12 protein-coding genes are annotated in these 14,129 nt (G+C 67.9%); 4 read left to right on the top strand and 8 right to left on the bottom strand.

Translation table 11 applies throughout. The features are described from left to right. Nucleotides 1-80: 80 nt before the first annotated feature. Nucleotides 81-845 (top strand): hypothetical protein, encoded by a 765-nt coding sequence (locus AC1D1A_RS07920; RefSeq protein WP_476947476.1) that lies wholly within the window; start codon nucleotides 81-83, stop codon nucleotides 843-845. 25 nt (nucleotides 846-870) lie between these two features. Beyond that, nucleotides 871-1,653, top strand: coding sequence for an SDR family NAD(P)-dependent oxidoreductase (locus AC1D1A_RS07915; protein ID WP_230008345.1), 783 nt, complete (start codon nucleotides 871-873; stop codon nucleotides 1,651-1,653). Nucleotides 1,654-1,665: 12 nt separating this feature from the next. On the opposite strand, the gene AC1D1A_RS07910 is transcribed toward AC1D1A_RS07915, so the two are convergent. Together AC1D1A_RS07910 and AC1D1A_RS07905 are read right to left on the bottom strand one after the other, a co-directional pair. Beyond that, nucleotides 1,666-2,721 carry an FUSC family protein gene (locus tag AC1D1A_RS07910; RefSeq protein ID WP_476932311.1) on the bottom strand — a complete coding sequence of 352 codons (1,056 nt, stop codon included), beginning with the start codon at nucleotides 2,719-2,721 and terminating at the stop codon, nucleotides 1,666-1,668. A 213-nt stretch (nucleotides 2,722-2,934) separates the two neighbouring features. Beyond that, nucleotides 2,935-4,536 (bottom strand): MFS transporter, encoded by a 1,602-nt coding sequence (locus AC1D1A_RS07905; protein ID WP_476947475.1) that lies wholly within the window; start codon nucleotides 4,534-4,536, stop codon nucleotides 2,935-2,937. A 370-nt stretch (nucleotides 4,537-4,906) separates the two neighbouring features. Between AC1D1A_RS07905 and AC1D1A_RS07900 the strand changes: the two genes are divergently transcribed. Continuing rightward, entirely contained in the window at nucleotides 4,907-5,164 is a 258-nt protein-coding gene (locus tag AC1D1A_RS07900) for a hypothetical protein (protein WP_223914655.1), read from the top strand. Nucleotides 5,165-5,189: 25 nt separating this feature from the next. On the opposite strand, the gene AC1D1A_RS07895 is transcribed toward AC1D1A_RS07900, so the two are convergent. After that, nucleotides 5,190-7,748: an ATP-dependent DNA ligase gene (locus tag AC1D1A_RS07895; protein ID WP_476947546.1), complete on the bottom strand. Its 2,559-nt coding sequence runs from the start codon at nucleotides 7,746-7,748 to the stop codon at nucleotides 5,190-5,192. A gap of 109 nt (nucleotides 7,749-7,857) precedes the next feature. On the opposite strand from AC1D1A_RS07895, the gene ku reads away from it, so the two are divergent. Then, on the top strand, nucleotides 7,858-8,856 hold the full coding sequence (gene ku / locus AC1D1A_RS07890) for a non-homologous end joining protein Ku (RefSeq protein WP_476947474.1): 999 nt from the start codon (nucleotides 7,858-7,860) through the stop codon (nucleotides 8,854-8,856). Nucleotides 8,857-8,891: 35 nt separating this feature from the next. Here ku and AC1D1A_RS07885 read toward each other — a convergent pair whose 3' ends face one another. The 5 genes from AC1D1A_RS07885 to AC1D1A_RS07865 form a co-directional block, all read right to left on the bottom strand. Continuing rightward, nucleotides 8,892-9,179 carry a DUF7218 family protein gene (locus AC1D1A_RS07885; RefSeq protein ID WP_476873295.1) on the bottom strand — a complete coding sequence of 96 codons (288 nt, stop codon included), beginning with the start codon at nucleotides 9,177-9,179 and terminating at the stop codon, nucleotides 8,892-8,894. Between the two features lie 324 nt (nucleotides 9,180-9,503). Beyond that, the gene (locus AC1D1A_RS07880; RefSeq protein WP_018774864.1) at nucleotides 9,504-9,785 is read right to left on the bottom strand and encodes an HPr family phosphocarrier protein; all 282 of its coding nucleotides are present in this window, start codon (nucleotides 9,783-9,785) and stop codon (nucleotides 9,504-9,506) included. 67 nt (nucleotides 9,786-9,852) lie between these two features. Beyond that, nucleotides 9,853-11,931 (bottom strand): PTS fructose transporter subunit IIABC, encoded by a 2,079-nt coding sequence (locus AC1D1A_RS07875; RefSeq protein WP_476947473.1) that lies wholly within the window; start codon nucleotides 11,929-11,931, stop codon nucleotides 9,853-9,855. Between the two features lie 2 nt (nucleotides 11,932-11,933). Further along, complete coding sequence (locus tag AC1D1A_RS07870; protein ID WP_476873293.1) at nucleotides 11,934-12,920, bottom strand: 1-phosphofructokinase family hexose kinase; 987 nt, start codon at nucleotides 12,918-12,920, stop codon at nucleotides 11,934-11,936. Then, nucleotides 12,917-13,735 (bottom strand): DeoR/GlpR family DNA-binding transcription regulator, encoded by an 819-nt coding sequence (locus tag AC1D1A_RS07865; RefSeq protein ID WP_476947472.1) that lies wholly within the window; start codon nucleotides 13,733-13,735, stop codon nucleotides 12,917-12,919. The genes AC1D1A_RS07870 and AC1D1A_RS07865 overlap by 4 nt, the downstream gene beginning before the upstream one ends. Nucleotides 13,736-14,129: the final 394 nt, after the last annotated feature.

The following is a 14,129-nucleotide window of genomic DNA, read 5'->3' as shown; positions in this document are numbered from 1 at the left end:
TTGTGGGCAGCGGACCAACCTCGTAAAGTTTGACCAGAGTTATGCAGTTGGCTCTTGGACAGGTGACTTTGGAGTACCCCATGAACCATAAACTGCGTGTGCTTGTCCGGGTGGATGTCGATCCCGCACAGGTCACCCTCGAAATTACCGGCTGCGTTACCCAGTCTGACTCAGCAACCCTCCTGCACATTGTGCGCCGCGCCTGCCGCCTCGAACCGGGCGCCGCCGTGGTCATCGATCTCCACGGCGCCTCCCACCTGGACCCTGAGGTGCTGCTGGATCTCCGGCGTCTCGCTGATGCCGGACACCTGCCCTCTCCCGATGCCGGGGGCTCCGCAGAGTCCGGACCGCTTCGTTTCACCCTCGACGAGCCGGCGGTGCTGCCAATCTGCCTCGTGCACGTCGGCGCCGACGCCGAAGTCCTCGCCGGACTCGACACCGACGACCGCCCGGCCCCCGTTGCCGTCGCCGGGAACGGAGACAGCGAAGCTGCCGGACTGCTCGACGTCGGGCCCGGCTCCGGATCCGGCTCCGGGCTGGGGGAGGCCAACAGCCCGCTGGCCGCGGAAACCGGCGGCGCCAGCGACCTTGGCTCCATCGACGGGCTGGCGCTTTCGGAGTACTTCGAGGGAACGCTGGATCCTGTGGCCACGGTCCGGGCACTGTCCGACACGGCGTTGTGCCGGCTCGCGGACGCTCTCTACCGCCACCTCGACACCAGCAGCCCCTCTTTCGGGGCGCACACCTGGTACGAGCTTGCGGCCGAAGAGCTTCAAAACCGCCACCTGCTCGATGACGGTGACCCGGCAGGGGACGAACTGGCGCAGGACACGGCCCTGGCCTGAGCCGGGACGAGACTAGGCTGTCGCTATGAACCCTCAAACAGCCTCTACATCCGGCAGCACAGCCATGGTCACGGGCGCGACGGCAGGCCTTGGCGCCGAGTTCGCCCGCCAGCTCGCCGAGCAGGGCCACCGCGTGGTGCTCGTGGCCCGCGACGCCGGCCGCCTCGCGGCCACCGCTGCGGAGCTGGAGAACAGCTACGGGACCGCGACGGAGACGATCGCCGCGGACCTGACCGACGACGCAGGGATTGCCGCCGTCGTCGCGCGCCTGACCGACCCCGCGCGGCCGGTGGAAATCCTGGTCAACAACGCGGGAATCGGCCTGCTGCGGCCCTTCGAGGACAACGACATTGCCGAGGAGAAGAAACACCTGAAGCTCCATGTCGAAACCGCCATGGAGCTCAGCCACGCCGCCCTGCAAGGCATGCTCGGGCGCCAGTCCGGCAGGATCATCAACGTCGCCAGCGTGGCGGCCTTCCTGCCCCGCGGCACCTATTCCGCAGCGAAGGCCTGGCTGCTGAGTTTCTCGCGCTCGGCCAACATGGCCTATGCGGCGCGGGGGGTGAAGGTCACCGCCGTGTGCCCCGGCTTCACCCACACCGAGTTCCACGACCGGATGGGGATGGACAAGACGGCGACGCCGCGCTGGATGTGGCTCGAGGCCCGGCAGGTGGTCAGCGAGGGACTGGCGGACAACGCCAAGGGCAAGGCCGTCTCGATCCCCAGCAAGCGCTACAAAGTCCTGACCTCGGTTTCGCGGGTGCTGCCCTCAAAGCTCATCGCCGGGCCGGCGCGGCGCGCCAAGTAGCCGCCGGGTACATCAGCGGACGGCCAGGCGCCGTCGGCGGATCAGTACGACGACGGCGATCCCGACGGCGGCGCCCACGAGTGTTTCGACGGCCCGTTCGGTCACCAGCACGGCGGGATCGGCCGGCGCGGCAAGCTGTCCGACCAGCAGGATCACCGGGGTGAAGGAGACCATGGCAAGACCGTAGTGCCGGGTCATGAACAGCTCGGTGCTGAACTGCAACACGATCACGAGGCAGACCAGGACGGCGGCCTCCTGCCCGGGGAAGGCCAGCAGCGGTGACCCCGGCCACGGGAACAGGACCGCCGCGACCACCACGAGACCGCCCAGTGTCCCGACGATCCGGTGGACGCCGCGGTACACGCTGCTGGGCAGGTCCGCACCGGCAAGCGGCACCGCCGCCGCGGCCATGGCCCAGTGCGGGTGGCCGCTGCCGCTGAGGACCCCCAGGGTCCCGGCGCCGCCGACAGCGGTGACGTAGCGGGCGGCATGCAGCCACGCCGCCCGGCGCCCGGCCCCGCGCAGCACTGTGACGTCCCGCCGCCTCCCGCGCTGCCAGGTGCGGCCGACAAACCAGCCGCCAAAGCCGACCATGATGGAGAACGCGGCCGATCCCGCGGCGATGAGAACGCCCGTGTGCCAGGGGACGGCGGCGGGAACGGAGGCGCACGCGCCCAGGGCCAGGATCCCGAAGAAGGGACCGGCGGGTTTCAGAGCCGTCTTGTCCGTGAACAGCGAGCCCACGCCGGCGAACGCGGCCTCAATGATCACCAGGGCCCACGAATGAATGTGGTGGGCCGAGAGGAAGACGCCGACTCCTACGCCGGCAACCAAAAGGACAGCCGCCTGGCCTTGATGCCGGAGCCGGAGCTGGTGAGGCTCGGTGCGGCCGTACATGCCGGTCAGCGCGCCGAAAACAGCGTAGCCCGCCAGCCCGGGGCGACCGGCCGCCAGGAGCGCCAGGGACGGAACGGCCACGCTGATCGCCACCCGCCAAGCCGACACGTGGTCCTTGTTGGCCGGGGCCAGGCTGTGCAGCGAACGGATGTGGTGCAGCAGGGACTTCACAACTGCCTCTCCGATTCCTGTGGTTCCTGTGGTTTTCCCGGGCCCGGGGTTTGCGGGGTTCGCGGGGCCCGGGTGCTGATAGTGGTTCGGACACGCCTAAGGCCTGCCCGGATGCGTCCCCCGACGGGTAAGCATCCGGAACAGGCCTCAAAGGGCGGGGCTGTCAGCTACGTAGCCTGGACTGCTGCTGCCGGTCCGGGCGGACCGGCAGGCTTAGGCTGTGGCCGGGACTTTCTCGCCTTCCCCGCGCCCTGCGGTGGAATCGACGGCCGGTGCGACCATGGGCATGTCCATGTGCTCGAGGTCGATCAGCGGGTTCTCGTCCTGCGTCGCGACCAGTTCGCGGGCCTCAGCCTGGGTGTCCACGCTCGGCATGGAGCCGGGCAGCGGCATCTGGGCGGATTCCTTGAGGAAGTAGATCGCTACTGCGCCGATCGCCGAGGTGGCCATCAGGTAGTAGGCCGGCATCATGTCGTTGCCGGTTGCGCTGATCAGGGCGGCAACGATGAACGGCGTGGTGCCGCCGAAGATGGCCACCGAGAAGTTGTACGCGATGCCCATGGCGCCGTAGCGGCTGGCCGTCGGGAACTGGGCCGGCAGGGCCGACGCCAGGTTGGCCACGTAGAACGTCACGGGGAAGGCAATCAGGGAAAGGCCGGCCAGCGTGGACCAGATTTCACCGATGCCGATCAGCAGGAAGGCGGGGGTGGCGAGGACGACGGTGCTGATGGCGCCGATCCACAGTACGGGGCGGCGGCCGATCCGGTCAGAAAGCCTGCCGGTCAGCGGGATGCAGAGGCTCATGATGACCAGCACGGGGATGGTCAGCAGCGTGCCGTGCAGCTCGTCGTAGCCCTTGGACTCCGTCAGGTACGTCGGCATGTAGGAGGTCAGTGCGTAGCCGGCGGTGTTTGCTGCCGCGACCAGGATCATCGCGACGATGAGGGAGCGCCAGTACGCCTTCACGATGCCCACCGGGCCCTTGGAGGCTGTGGTGTCCGAGGCGGTTGCGTCCTTGGCGAGGTTCTCCTGGGCATCCAGGGTTGCCTGGAACTGCGGGGATTCCTCGATCTTGCTCCGGAAGTACACGGCGATCAGGCCGAGCGGGCCGGCAAGGAGGAACGGGATGCGCCAGCCCCACTGCTCCATGGTGTCCTGGCCGAGGGTCAGCTGCAGCACCGAAACGAGGGCCGCGCCAAGGGCGAAACCGAGGTAGCTGCCCATGTCCAGGAAGCTGGCGAAGAATCCGCGGCGCTTGTCAGGGGCGTACTCGCTCACAAAGGTCGTGGCGCCGGCGTATTCACCGCCGGTAGAGAAGCCCTGGATAACTTTGAACAGGACCAGCAGGACCGCAGCCCAGATGCCGATCTGTGCGTAGCCGGGCAGGAGCCCGACGGCGAAGGTGCTGGCGGCCATGATCATCAGGGTCGCGGCGAGGACCTTCTGGCGGCCGATCTTGTCGCCAAGCCAGCCGAACACGACTCCGCCGAGGGGGCGGGCGATGAAGGTGGCGGCGAAGGTTCCGAGCAGGAACAGGGTCTGGACGGACTTGTCCGCCTCCGGCAGGAATACGGGTCCCATGGTGGTGATCAGGTAGCCGAACACGCCGACGTCGTACCACTCCATGGTGTTACCCACGATGGTGCCGCCGAGTGCCTTCTTGAGCATCGGCTGGTCGACAACGTTGACGTCGGACTCGCGGAGTCGACGGCGACGTAGCTTCGGTTTCTTCACACCCTTGGGTGCGCCTTGGTTGGTTCTGCTGGCGTCGATGACGCCTGCTGAAGAGTCGGTCGTGCTTCGGTCTGTGGGCATTTGGGAAGCTCCTAGGGAGATCATTTGCTTGCGACTTGTAGCTGCCCCGCTCTGGGCAGGCTTTCAATTTTACGGGAATTCTCTGGAGTTTCCGAGTTGCGTGCCGTATGATCGCCCATTTCGCGTGCAAATTGGGGGCAATTCACTAATTTCTTTTGCCCGCTTTCGCCGCGCGGATACTGGGAACCGGCCATCCGGGCGGCGCCGCGCCCAAAATTTTCCGCGCCAGCCCTCGATTGCGGGGGTTTCCGACGGGATTCGGGCCGACGGAAAGTCCGACGGCGGGCGCTACAGACATCTCCCCGGGGCAGTCCTACGATTGATGGACACTTCATTTCACAGCGGTTAATTACAGCGGGAAGGAAGATCAATGGCGGATCATCAGTTCGGAGAAGAAATCGAGCCCGAGGTCGCGAGCCATCTGGCGCAGTCCATGGCTGAAGCCCCGGGACCCGAGGCCCTGCACCACGCTCCCCCCGGGCCCGGCCAGGGACAGCAATGGCCGGACGGCAGCGGCAAGCAGCGGCACCCCAAGGACCGCGACACCGCCCGCGGGCGGCAGGGCCAGCAGGTGGCCGCCGGCGCCATGCACCGGCAAAGCCGTCCGCAGCTGCCCCACCACGACTAGCCCCATCACCGCTGGCCCCACACGACTAGGGGCCGGCGGCAGGGTCTGCCACGACGTCGGCTGGCGCCTTATCCAGGCGCCAGCCGCGCCACACCGGGTGCCGGAGCTTCCCGCTGCCGGTCCATTCCCCGTAGGTGACCTCGCCGACGAGTTTTGCGCTCACCCAGTTGGCGTCTGCCGCGTCAGCGTCCGGCACGTCCCGGAACGGGGAGGTTTTCCGTGGCAGGGCGTCGAGTTGTTGCCTGAGCTCCTTGAGTTCACGGGTGCTGAAGCCGCTGCCCACCCGGCCCACATACCGTAGTTTCGAGCCGTCCGGAATCCCCAGCAGCAGCGAGCCCACGGATTCCCGGCGCCCCCCTTTTCCGGGCCGCCAGCCGCCCACCACCACCTCCTGGGTCCGTTCAACCTTGAGCTTGAGCCAGGACCGGCTGCGCTGGCCGACGTAGCGCCCGTCCGTGCGCTTGGCCATGACCCCCTCGAGTCCGAGCTCGGCGGCGCTTTCCAGGATGTGCGCGACGTCGCCATCGATCACGCCGGAAAGCTCCACCGGGGCGGCGGAAGGGCGGAAAAACTGCTCCAGCCGGCGGCGCCGCTCACTCAGCGGCTGGCGCCGCAGGTCCTCGCCGGCGTCGAAGAGCAGATCGAACAGCATCAGCCGCACGGGCGTCGACTGCTGCGCCCGGGCGACGTCGGCGGCCCTGCTCAGTTTCATGCGGCCCTGCAGCAGCCCGAAGTCGGGCCGGCCGGAGCGGCCGACGGCGATGATCTCGGCGTCGGCGACGAAGCCCTGCTCCGGCCAGGAGGACCGGTCCGTCAGCTCGGGGTAGCTCACTGACATGTCGATGCCATTGCGGCTGATGAGCCGGACTGTCGTTGCGTCGCCGATCACCAGGGCCCGCACCCCGTCCCACTTGAGCTCGATCTGCCAGTCCAGGTCCGGAAGGTCCGCCAGGGTCCCTGATGTGGCCAGCATCGGGCTGAACCCTGAGGCGTCGGGGGCACGTTCGGTGCCGGCGGCGGTTTCCGCTCCGCCCTCGCGGTGGCCGCGGCCGTCCGCTGCCTCGTCAGTGTCCTTCTCGGTATGCTCCGCTGTGTCGGCCGGGTTGTCCGCCGTGCCGGCCGGGGGCCGCGGGCCGGGACGGCCCTGCGGGCCCGCAGGGTCCATCAGGTGGATCAGCCACTGGTCATCGGCCCGGCCGGTGTGGATCAGGGCGAACCTGCGCGCTCCGCCGAGGCCGCCGCCCTCCGCGCCGGTCAGGGTGGCGATGACCTCCTTGCCCGCGATCCATTTTTCGCATTCGTAGTGTCCGTGGTCCCAGATGCTGACCGTCCCGGCGCCGTACTGGCCCTTGGGAATGTCACCCTCGAAGTCGGCGTAGTCCAGCGGGTGGTCCTCGGTCTGGACCGCGAGGTGGTTCTTGGTTTTGCTGGTCGGGACGCCCTTGGGCAGCGCCCAGGACACCAGCACGCCGTCGCGTTCCAGCCGGAAGTCGTAGTGGAGCCGGCTGGCGTGGTGCTCCTGGATGACGAACTTCTCCCGCCGTGTCCCGCCGTCGTCCCCGGCGTGGTGACGGTCCGCGGTGAAGGGCTCGGGAGTGGACGACCTGTCCCGTTTGGTGCGGTAATTTTCCAGCCGCGGATCGGTGTCGCCGCCGTCGCCGGCCGGCTCGGGAGAGATTTCGGCCCGCCCTCCGGGCAGGTGGACGTCCCGGTGGTCCACCCGGCGGTCCGGCGCGTGCGCCGCCGGGGCTCCGGCGCCGTGCCGGCCGCCGGAAACCGGGGCGAACGGATCCTTGCCGGCTGCGACGCGCTTCATCACCTCCTGGAAATCCAGCTGGTGCAGCGACGCGGAGCTGAGTTCCCGCCATGTCCGCGGGGCGGCCACCGTCGGCCGGAGCTGGCCGCGCAGCGAGTACGGCACGATCGTGGTCTTGGCCGCGTTGTTCTGGCTCCAGTCCACCAGCACCTTGCCCGTGCGTAGGGTCTTTTTCATGTCGCTGACGGCGAGATCCGGGTGGTCTGCCTCGAGCGAGCGGGCCAGTTCGCGGGCGAAGTCGGAAATCCGGTCCGAGGTCTGGGACCCGTCCAGGGCCGCGTAGAGGTGGATGCCCTTGCTGCCGCTCGTCACCGGTACGGGGTCCAGGCCAACGTCCTGCAGGATGGTGCGGGCCAGCCTGGCCACCTCCACGCACTCCGCCAGTCCCGCGCCTTCGCCCGGGTCCAGGTCCAGCACCAGCCGGTCGGGCGGCATGGCGTTGCCGTGGGAGTCAACCCGCCACTGCGGCACGTGGATCTCCAGGGCCGCGATCTGGGCCAGCCAGGTGAGGGTGGCGGGATCATTGACCAGGGGATATTGGATGGTCCGGTCCTTGTGCGTGATGGCGGCACGGGGCACCCAGCCGGGCGTTGAATGGTCCAGGTTCTTTTGGAAGAACATCTCTCCCGGGGCATCTGCGGTCCCGACGCCGTGGACCCAGCGCTTCCGCGTGGCCGGCCGGTTGCGGGCGGCGGGGATCAGCACCGGCGCGACGGCGGCGTAGTAGGCCAAGACGTCGGCCTTGGTGGTGCCCGTCTCCGGGTACATGATTTTTTCCAGGTTGGTGAGCACCAGTTCGCGCCCGTCCACGCGGACGCGTTCCTTACCGTTGGGCAAAACCCTTCACCTCCGCGCAACTGTGATGTTCACTTGATCCATGAGAGCCATCTGGAAAGGCGCAATAGCGTTCGGGCTGGTCAACGTGCCGGTCAAGGTCTACAGCGCCACCGAGGACCACGACATCAGCCTCCACCAGGTCCACAACGCCGACGGCGGCCGGATCCGCTACCAGCGCCGTTGCGAGGTCTGCAGCAAGATCATCGACTACGAGGACATCGACAAGGCCTACGAGGACGACGGCCGCACGGTGGTCCTGACCCGCGACGAGCTCAAGTCCATCCCGGCGGAAAACAGCCACGAAATCGAAGTGGTCCAGTTCGTTCCGGTCGACCAGCTCGATCCGATGATGTTTGAAAAGAGCTACTACCTTGAACCCGACTCCAAGTCGCCCAAGGCGTATGTGCTGCTGCGGCGCGCCCTCGAGGACACAGACCGGGTCGCAATTGTGCAGTTCGCGCTCCGGGACAAGACCCGGCTTGGCGCGCTGAGGATTCGCGACGAGGTCCTGGTCCTGCAGTCGCTGCTGTGGGCCGACGAGGTCCGCGAGGCCAGCTTTCCCGCACTCGAGACCTCCATCCGGATCTCGGCGCAGGAACGCGAGATGTCCGCGGCCCTGGTTGACTCGATGGCCTCCGACTTTGAGCCGGACCAGTTCACGGACGATTACCAGGAGCAGTTGCGCCAGCTGATTGAGGCCAAGCTGGACAAGGGGGAGTCGCTGGACACGGAGGAGACCTTCGGCGCCCCCGCCGAGGCCGGCGAGGGCGAAGTTATCGACCTGATGGAAGCCCTCAAGCGCAGCATCGAGAAAAAGCGCGGCGGCGGGCCGGCGGAGACTCCTGCCGGGGGCTCCGGTTCTGCTGCGAAGGCCGCCCCGAGGACCTCCGCCAAGACGGTGGCAGCCGATTCCACAGGCACTAAATCCACGGCCACCAAGACGGCGGCAGCCAGGAACGGCTCCAAGACTGCGGCGGCTTCCAAGACTGAAGCGGCGCCTAAAGTGACGGCGTCGAAGACGGCGCGAAAGCGTGCCTGAGCCCGGATGCCGGCTGGCGCCGTCGTGCACGTTAATCAGGAGTTCCGCAGGGCGGAGATGAGCTCGTTCTTCTTCTTGGCCGAGTAGCCTTTGAGGCCGATCTCCTTGGCGCGTGCCTTCAGCTGCGGCACTGTCCAGTCCTCGTAGTCTCCGGCTTTGCCGCCCTTGCGGCCGACCGAGGAACGGCCCCGTTTGGCGGCGGCGTTGGAGATCCTGGCGGCTTTTTGCTTGGAGGCGCCGTCCTCGAGCAACTTCTCATAGAGCTCGGGGTCCTTGATGCTGGGGCTCTCTGAGCCTTGTGGCTTGCCTTTCGTCGTTGGCATGGCTTGCGCGATCATCTCCTTCGGCCGGGAACCACATGGGCGGCGGCCCGCGGTCGGTGCCGCCGGGGGATTCCAAACTAGCCGCGCCGCGGGGCCGTGACAAGCATTTGCTAAGGCCGCTTATAAAAGTTGCCCCGACGGTCCGCCGCCAGAGCAACGCGGGGTCACTTAGCGCCCAAGTACCCCACCGGAATGGGCCGTAAATGACCCCGCGTTGCTTCTGAACGAAGCGGCAGGCAACGCGAAGGCCCGGCCGGCCCCTGATCGGGGCCGGCCGGGCCAACTGAAGCTGCCGGTGTTCCGGCGCGGGGCCGGAAGGTGGGGCTATTCGGCGTCGTGATCCGTCTCAAGGATCTGCACGAGGCGGTCAAGTGCGGCGTCGGCGCCCTCACCTTCGGCACGCAACACCACAACTTCGCCGTGCGATGCGCCGAGGCTCATCAGCGACAGGATGCTGGCGGCGTCCATCGCCTCGTCCTCGGGCTCGCCCAGCCGGGCAATCGTGATCTCGAGGTTGTCGAACTCGCCTGCAGCCTCGGCGAAGATGGCGGCCGGACGGGCGTGCAGCCCGACCCGGCTGGCAATGGTGGCGTTACGTTCGGTCATTTCTGCTCCTTGAAGTCAGCTTGGGTGTTTGTCAGCTGTGAGTATCTGCTTGGAAAATCGTCCCGGTTCAGGCGGCTACGGGAACCGTTTCCACCGTATCAACCGGTTTCTTGACTGCCCAGCGCTTGAGCCCGATCACGGCGAAGGCGCCGACAACGGTACCGGCCGCAATGGCGATGCAGAACCACAGGAACGAATCGATCGCGAAGAAGACGAAGATTCCGCCGTGCGGGGCCTTCGAGCCCACACCGGCCGCCATCGAGATGGCACCGGTCACGGCGCCGCCGAGCATGCTGGCGGGGATGACGCGGAGCGGGTCCGCGGCGGCGAACGGGATGGCGCCTTCGGTGATGAAGGAGGCCCCCAGCAGCCAGGCAGCCTTGCCGTTTTCCTGTTCCGCAAGGCTGAAGAGCCTCTTGTTCAGCACGGTCGCGGCCAACGCCATGGCCAGCGGCGGGACCATGCCGGCGGCCATGACGGCCGCCATGATCTGCCACGGGGCCTGGTTGGTGATGGAGGCTGCGCCCAGGCCGGCGACTGCGAAGGAATAGGCAACCTTGTTGACGGGACCGCCGAGGTCGAAGCACATCATCAGGCCCAGGATGACGCCCAGGGCGATGGCGCTGGCACCGGTGAGGCCCGACAGGAACTCGTTGAGCCCGACAGTGACCCGGGCGATGTAAGCGCCCAGGAACACGAACAACAGGCCCGACGCCGCGAGCGACGCCACGAGCGGGATAACGACCACCGGCATCAGGCCGCGCAGCCAGCGGGCCACTTTAAGCTTGCCGATCGAATGGGCCACGTAGCCGGCGATCAGGCCGCCCACGATGCCGCCGAGGAACCCGGCACCCATGAAGACGGCAACGGCGCCGGAAACGAAGCCCGGGGCGATGCCGGGCCGGTCAGCAATGGCGTAGGCGATGTAGCCGGCCAGCGCGGGTACGAGGAAGCCCAGGGACAGGGCGCCGATCTTGAAGAGCACGGCCCCCAGGTAGGCGCCCAGCGGGCCCCAGGCCAGCTCCGGGTACACGGTAGGCAAGTTCGTGAGGCTGTTCTCCGCCAGGATCTTGTCCGCGAAGGCGGTGATGTTGTAGCCACCCAGCAGGAAGCCGAGGGCGATCAGCAGACCGCCGCCAGCCACGAACGGGATCATGTAGCTGACACCGGTCAGGAGGGCCTTCTTCAGCTTCGTGCCAATGTGCTCACTCTTTTCCTCGGCGGCCATCTCAGCCTGCTCCTCGGCGCCGAAGTGGGGCACGCGGTGGGCGTGCGGGTTGTCCGCTGCGGCGAGTGCCTCGGCGACCATCTTGTCCGGTTCGTCGATGCCTCGCTTGACCGGCGCGTTGATCACCGGCATGCCGGCGAAGCGCTCCTTGCCGCGCACGTCCACGTCCACTGCAAAGATCACGGCATCGGCGGCGGCGATCACGGCGGGGTCAAGTGCCTTGGCGCCGGAGGATCCCTGCGTTTCGACCTGCAGGTCCACGCCGACCTCCTTGGCCGCGGCGACGAGCGAGTCGGCGGCCATGTAGGTGTGGGCGATGCCGGTGGGGCACGCGGTGACGGCGACGAGGCGCTTGGGCCCCTTGGCCTTCGCCGCGCCGGCACCTTCACCGGTTGCGGCCGCCGCGGCTGAGGCGCCGGCCGCGGATGCGGCGCCGGTCGCTTCGGCAGCGGTGTGGGCGGCCGGCTTGTCCGCCAGGGCGGCGTCGACGAGGTCGACAATTTCCGCCTCGGAGGTCGCGGCGCGCAGGCTGGCCGTGAAGTCCTTCTTGATCAGCGACCGCGCCAGCTTCGAAAGCAGCTTCAAGTGGTCCTGGTCCGCGCCCTCGGGAGCGGCGATGAAGAAGATGATGTCAGCGGGCCCGTCCTTGGCGCCGAAGTCGACCGGCTGGGACAGCCGCGCCATCGCCAGCGTGGGTTCGGTGACCGCCGTCGAGCGGCAGTGCGGGATCGCGATGCCGCCCGGGACGCCCGTGGCGGTCTTGGATTCCCGGGCGAAGGCGTCGGCGAAAAGCCCTTCGGCCTCGGTGGCGCGTCCGGTGGCTGCAACCCTGCCTGCCAGATGCCGGATCACGTCCTCGGGCGAGCTGCCCAGATTCTGGTCGAGCTCGACCAGTTCGGTAGTAATGAGCTGTGTCACTGTCAATCCTTCCGGAGGGCCGTGATGGTTACGGCATCAGGGGTGGTTTGGTTGACTGCCGGGACAGTGGAGCCAGGCAGGGAAGCGGCGGCGGCACCATGGGCCACCGCCTGACGGAGGCAATCGACCGGGGCGGCGCCCTGGCTGGATGCGAGCAGGTATCCGGCCAGCGAGGAATCGCCGGCGCCGACAGTGCTGACCGCGGTGACCGGCGGGTGCGTGGCCAGCCACGCGCCGTCGGCCGTCACAAGAACGGCACCCTTGGAGCCGAGGGTGGCCAGTACGGCACCCACTCCGGATCGCACGACGGCGGAGGCGGCAGCTGCTGCAGCCTCCGGGTCCGCTTCGAGCTCCTCGGCGGACTTGTTCGTGGCGAAACCGGCTGCGGCAGCCAGTTCCACCAGTTCCTCGGCGTTGGGTTTTAAAAGGTCCGGCTTTCCCGAGGTGTCGCCGGAGACCGCTGCGGCGAGGGGTTCGCCGGATGAATCGACGGCGACCCGTGGTGCGGCCTCGCCGTCGAACATGGACCGCAGCCGCCGGGTGACGGTTGCGTAGAAGTCGGCCGGGACCCCGGGTGGGAGCGAGCCGGCCAGGACTACCCAGGCGGCACCGCGGGCGTGGTCCAGCAGCAGGCTGATCAGGGCCTCCTGCTGGTCCTCGCTGAGGGCCGGTCCGGGTTCATTGATCTTGGTGGTGACGCCGCCGGGCTCGGTGAGGGCCACGTTGCTGCGCAGCGGCTCGCCAATCGGCAGGGCCGCGAACGGAACGTCGGTCTCCCGCAGGCCGGTGAGGACGGGGTCGGCCTCGGCGCCGGGGAGAACGGCGACTGTCTTCAGCCCCGACGCGACGAGGGCGCGGGAGACGTTGACTCCCTTGCCGCCGGATTCCTGGCGGACGGAGAGGGCCCGCTGAACTTCCCCGCGGAGGAGGGGGCCGGGCAGCGCCACGGTGCGGTCCAGGCTGGGGTTGGCGGTGAGGGTGACAATCACGCGACCACCACCTCCACTCCGGCTTCCGCAAGGGCGTCGGCGAGTTCCCGGCTGGGTTGCGAGTCTGTGATCACGGTGTCCAGATCTTTCAACGAGGCGAACTGGACCAGCGTTTCCGCGTCCAGCTTGGAGGAGTCAGCCAGCACCACAATGCGGCGCGCTGATTGGACGAAGGCAGCCTTGACAGCGGCTTCTTCAGGATCGGGTGTGCTCAGCCCGAAGGCTGCATGGATGCCGTTGGTGCCGATGAAGGCGATGTCCGGGCGGATCCGGCGGGCGGCTTCCACCGTGGACTGGCCGACGGCGGCCTGGGTCAGGCCGCGGACCTTGCCGCCGAGCAGGTGCAGGGCGATCCCGGGTCCGCCGGACAGCCGGGACGCGATGGGCAGCGAGTGGGTGATGACGACGAGTTCGGCGTAGGACCCGGACGCCGCAACGGTGCCCTGCGCGGCGGCTCCGGCGGCCCGGGCGGACAGGAGTTCGGCGAGGGCCTCCGTGGTGGAGCCGGCGTCGATCAGGATGCTGCCGGTGAGGCCCTGGGGAATGAGGGCCAAGGCGGCCTCGGCGATCCGGGTCTTCTCGGGCTGCCGCTGGACGGTCCGCTCCAGGATGCTTTCTTCCGTGGTGCTGAAGCGGTCCGGGGAGACCGCGCCGCCGTGCACCCGGCGCACGCTTCCGGAGGCTTCCAGGGCGGCGAGGTCCCGGCGGATGGTTTCGGTGGTGATGCTGAAGCGCTCGGCCAGGTCCGTGACACTGGCCCGGCCGCTGGCGTAGATGAGCCCCACGATCAGCTGCTGGCGTTCTTCGGCGAACACTTACCCTCCATTGCGTACTGCGTCTGACTTGGTTCTTGTTCTTGCCGTGCGTTGAGCTGGAATTGCGCCCTGGCCGCCTCGGTGACTCCCGTCACATGAAGTGGAATTATTTGACTTTATCTTTGTTCTTGTTGGTTTGTCAATGAAAAACCACATGAACGCAGAAGGGTGGGCTTCGCCGCGGGACATGTCCAGTGGTCGGGCCGGGCGTCTGGGGACATGTCCGGTGTTCGGGCCGCGGAGTGGGCACTTGGGGAATATGTCCATGGGCCGCCGCGGGGGTTGGGCATGTGCTGCGCTTGGGGTGGTTGCGGGCCGGGTTCCGGAGGGGACATGTCCAGTGTTCGGGCCGGGGAGTGGGCATTTGGGGAATGTGTCCATGGGCTGCCGCGGG

It is taken from the genome of Arthrobacter sp. P1_B9 (assembly GCF_056406495.1).
Note: the sequence above shows the minus strand (reverse complement) of the source record. Positions and strands in the feature narration are given on the sequence as shown.

Coding starts and splice junctions, on each gene's coding strand:
- AC1D1A_RS07920 (WP_476947476.1), top strand. CDS start 81: ATGAACCATAAACTGCGTGTGCTTGTCCGGGTGGATGTCGATCCCGCA.
- AC1D1A_RS07915 (WP_230008345.1), top strand. CDS start 871: ATGAACCCTCAAACAGCCTCTACATCCGGCAGCACAGCCATGGTCACG.
- AC1D1A_RS07905 (WP_476947475.1), bottom strand. CDS start 4,536: ATGCCCACAGACCGAAGCACGACCGACTCTTCAGCAGGCGTCATCGAC.
- AC1D1A_RS07900 (WP_223914655.1), top strand. CDS start 4,907: ATGGCGGATCATCAGTTCGGAGAAGAAATCGAGCCCGAGGTCGCGAGC.
- AC1D1A_RS07895 (WP_476947546.1), bottom strand. CDS start 7,748: ATGTACCCGGAGACGGGCACCACCAAGGCCGACGTCTTGGCCTACTAC.
- ku (WP_476947474.1), top strand. CDS start 7,858: ATGAGAGCCATCTGGAAAGGCGCAATAGCGTTCGGGCTGGTCAACGTG.
- AC1D1A_RS07885 (WP_476873295.1), bottom strand. CDS start 9,179: ATGCCAACGACGAAAGGCAAGCCACAAGGCTCAGAGAGCCCCAGCATC.
- AC1D1A_RS07880 (WP_018774864.1), bottom strand. CDS start 9,785: ATGACCGAACGTAACGCCACCATTGCCAGCCGGGTCGGGCTGCACGCC.